The sequence below is a fragment of the Streptomyces sp. CB02959 genome (assembly GCF_002803155.1).
GTDB lineage: Bacteria > Actinomycetota > Actinomycetes > Streptomycetales > Streptomycetaceae > Streptomyces.
The window spans coordinates 1-3,602 of sequence record NZ_NNBP01000077.1 but is presented as its reverse complement, the minus strand read 5'-3'; the positions used below and the strand labels follow the sequence as shown (position 1 = coordinate 3,602).

The window sequence follows — 3,602 nt, the reverse complement described above, 5'->3', positions numbered from 1 at the left end:
TCATGAACGATCGAGGCTAGTCCGACGGAATGAGTGATGGCGCAGTTTATCGGACTCTTCCAGCGCTGCGATGGAACCGCGAATGTCCCCCAATTCATACAAGACCTGACCCGCGTGATATGTGAGTGAGGATGGGTTATACGACCCAAAGGTCTTCGCTCGGGACTCGGCCTTTTCCATGGCCGCTTCCGCTTCCCGAAGGTACGTCAAGGCGCCATTGCGGTCACCGATTTGCGCCGATGCATGGGCTTGTTGGCCAGCAAGGAAGGCGCGTTTCCTCGGGCCGGCATTCGGGGATGCTGACGCGGCAGCTTCAGCCAGTCGAATCGCCTGTTGCCCGTGCCCAAGGTCTGCAGCTTGAACGCTCATACCTCGCAGCGTCGTGCAGTAAGTCAGGTGGTCCCCGGATGCTCCAGCAAGTTCCAACGCTTTCAAATAGTACCGTTGAGCCAAGCCGTGCAATACTTCGTCTACCGCCATATATCCCGTGAGGTAACAGAGATCAGAAGCGGCTGACATCATAGCTTTACGCACTGAATCTGCAGCGTCCGCCTTGAGGTATGGGGCGACCGTGTTTACGAGGAAAGCCGCCGCCATTGGTCTTGCATGACGGCCACCGAATTGATCGTCAAGGTCTGAGACACGCTCAGTCATAGCGATGACCATTTCAACTTCCGGCATCCCTATGCGCCGCGCCCGGCCTGTCTGGACGGCTTCCATTCGGCCGACCACGTCAGGCCAACCGGGCACGGTGAGGGCGACAGAGAACAGCCCAGCCTCAATGACGCTGCGGCGCGAGGGGTCCATGTCTTCCCTTCCGAGGTCAACAAGCCCTTCCACGGCATTCACGCTGACGTGCGATTGATTGGAGGGTGAAGGGAACCCCGCCTCACTACGCGTGACCGGGCGACCGAGCTTGCGGGCCAAGGCTTCCAAGATCAGTGATCGGGTGCCCTCCCTTGGCATGTGGCCCTTGAGCCATTGGTGAACGGATGGCTCGCGGTACTTCACGGGCGTTCGTCGTTCGGTGCCAATGCGGTTGACTTCCTGTGCGAACTGACGGAGCGTCCAGCCAGTCTCGCGGTGCAGGCGCTCAAGACATCTGTTCGGTTCGGGCGTACCCACGTGCACTCAACTCCTTGGACTGGCCCGGCACTTAAAGCTCTTTAAAACCACTCCTGTTGCCACGGTACCGCTGTGCATGGCGGGCGAGTTGCCTAGAGCGAGCACAGATCACCCGTCAAAGCGTCGCCCCACGTCAAACGTGGGGCGGTAGGTGCGGGACACCCCGGCGACCGTCCGCACGGCCCCGGGGCATGGCCACCAACCCTCTGGAGGTTGACGACATGCGCAAACATAGCGCCTGGATCTTCGAACTGCTGATGCGTGCGTTACTGCCAGCGCGAGGCCGGCATCGTTCGGCCGACGCACCGCCCGCCCCCGAGCGTCCGGACGCCCCGACCCTCACCATCCCCCGCGTCCCCGCTGAGCCGCGGTTGCTGCGGGGTGAGGACGTGGCGTTCATCCGTCCGTACATCTTCACTCCCGAGGAGCGCCAGGCGTGGCGGTTGCAGCGTGGGCGGCGCCGGGCGTTGTGGCTGGCGGTGCACGGCGTCGACGCGGGGCCGCGTTGGATTCACGGCGTGGAGGTGGGGTGCTGATGCAGGGTCTGAGCGGGCCGGTGCACCTGGCGGACCCGTTTCCGGAGCCGCAGCCGGTCGAAGGGTGCGACGTGTGCATGGAACTGGTGAAGCAACGGGCGGCACACCGGAAGCACGGGCACTACGGGAAAGCCGCCATGTGCACGCTGGAGTTGAGGAACCACGCCCACAGGCGGAAGGCGATCCGCTGATGGCACGCATGAGTGCGGGCGCCTGGGCGCGGTGGTGTGGGCGGGTCGAAGAGGCATGGAACCGGCACGTCAGGTATCGGGAGTTGTACAGACAGCTCGATGCAGCGAGGGATGGGCTCAGGGCTCGTACGGCGTGGGTGGACGAGCTGACCGACGAAGAGGTGGAAGAGATGCTGTGTCGTCTGACCGCATGCATTGACGCCGTGCAGGATGCGGGCAGTGAGGCCCCAGAGCGTCCGGAGAGCACGTCATGAGGGCGCGAGGTACGTTTCTGGACTGGATGCTCCAGGACCGTCCCAAGTTGGGCGCGACCGTCAGGTACGTGGGGACGTGTCAGATCTGCTCAGAATTCTGCGTCGATACCCCCACCGCTGATGAAGCCCGAGAATGGTGTCTGTGGCACGTGGACGCCACGGGCCACATCTACTACGAGCTGACGGCGACTGAGTACTTGGACGCCGTCCTAGACTAGTAGATTGTCGCGGCTTAGTTTTGCTGTGTGGTTGGGTAGAGGTGGCGCAGTTTCACGCGGGCGTCGTCGGTGGTGAAGTGCCAGTCGACTTGGCGTCGGTCGCTGTTGGTCTCCTGCTGCCAGGCGGCGAGTTCGGCGTTGAGCACGGCGAGGTCGTCGATGCGGCGGTCCAGGCACTGGCGGGTGAGCGCGGAGAGCTCGATCTCGGCGATGTTGAGCCAGGAGCCGTGTCTGGGGGTGTGGTGGATCTCCAGGCGCTGTGCCAGCGTGAAGGCTTTCCCCGGGTCGAACGCCTCATAGAGCGAGGCGATGGTGTGGGTGTTGAGGTTGTCCATCACCAGCACGACCGTGGCGGCGTCGGGATAGTCCACGGTCAGCAGGTGTTCGACCTGGCGCGCCCAGTCGACCCTGGTCCGGCGGGGCTGGGCATCCACGCGTCGCCATCCGCGCAGCGGTTCAACCCAGCAGAAGATCGAGCAGGTCCCCGAGCGGACGTACTCGTTGTCCTCGCGGCGGTCACGGCCGGGCCGCGGGGGAAGCGGATCGCGGACGTGGCCGAGCAGCTGGTACGGCTTCTCGTCCATGCACACCACGGGACGCTCCGGGTCGCAGGGGCGGCGGTGGACCGCCAGGACGTCTTCCATCGCCGCGGCGAAGGCCGCATTCGCGGCGGGCGGGATGGTCCAGCACTTCTTCAGGTGAGGACGCAGTTCCGTTTTTTTAAAACCCGGCCGATCGTGGAGTGGTCCAGGTTCGGGATGTCCTCGATCAGCGCCACGTGCCTCTCCAGCAGGCGCAGCGACCACCGGGCGTGGCCCTTGGGCGGCGTCGAGCAGGCCAGCGCGATCAGCCTCGCCTCGACCTCACCGGTCACCGGGGAGGGCACCGGGGGGCAGGCGCGTTCCTTCCGGCCGACCGTGGCCCACACATCGCCGCCGGTCTCCGCGTACCGCTTCGAGACCAGCCGGACCGACTCGCACGAGACCCCGACCCGGTCCGCGATCACCGCCCGCGGATCGACCTCTCCGACCGACGTATCCAGCGCGAGCAACACCCGCGCCCGCCTGATCATCGACGCGCTACGGACTCCCGTCGTGGTCACCCGCACCAACGCCTGACGATCCTCAGCACTCAAGGCAACCGGATACTTCTTCTGTGACGACATGGCACCCCCGGCCGGCCGAAGTGAAGCGACGAGGGGAGACTGCCCGACCGTCAACTCCACCAACCAGAACCATACTTAGCAGCGACAATCTACTAGTGTCCTGCGCCGGAGAT

At 64.5% G+C, this 3,602-nt stretch carries 3 protein-coding genes and 1 pseudogene; 1 reads left to right on the top strand and 3 read right to left on the bottom strand.

Annotated features, from left to right (window positions below; genetic code table 11):
- Positions 1 to 15 precede the first annotated feature (15 nt).
- Positions 16 to 1,125: pseudogene (locus CG747_RS46800) on the bottom strand (tetratricopeptide repeat protein); the annotation flags it as partial.
- Positions 1,126 to 1,346: 221 nt separating this feature from the next.
- On the opposite strand from CG747_RS46800, the gene CG747_RS46795 reads away from it, so the two are divergent.
- A complete protein-coding gene (locus tag CG747_RS46795; RefSeq protein WP_257981242.1) occupies positions 1,347 to 1,661 on the top strand; it encodes a hypothetical protein in 315 nt (104 codons plus the stop codon).
- A 677-nt stretch (positions 1,662 to 2,338) separates the two neighbouring features.
- On the opposite strand, the gene CG747_RS47745 is transcribed toward CG747_RS46795, so the two are convergent.
- Positions 2,339 to 3,130 carry an IS630 family transposase gene (locus tag CG747_RS47745; protein WP_219621654.1) on the bottom strand — a complete coding sequence of 264 codons (792 nt, stop codon included), beginning with the start codon at positions 3,128 to 3,130 and terminating at the stop codon, positions 2,339 to 2,341.
- Positions 3,019 to 3,459: a helix-turn-helix domain-containing protein gene (locus CG747_RS49045; protein WP_198602818.1), complete on the bottom strand. Its 441-nt coding sequence runs from the start codon at positions 3,457 to 3,459 to the stop codon at positions 3,019 to 3,021. The genes CG747_RS47745 and CG747_RS49045 overlap by 112 nt, the downstream gene beginning before the upstream one ends.
- Positions 3,460 to 3,602: the final 143 nt, after the last annotated feature.

What these genes read in the sequence shown, in the direction of transcription:
- CG747_RS46795 (WP_257981242.1), top strand. Translation starts at nt 1,347, where the DNA reads ATGCGCAAACATAGCGCCTGGATCTTCGAACTGCTGATGCGTGCGTTA.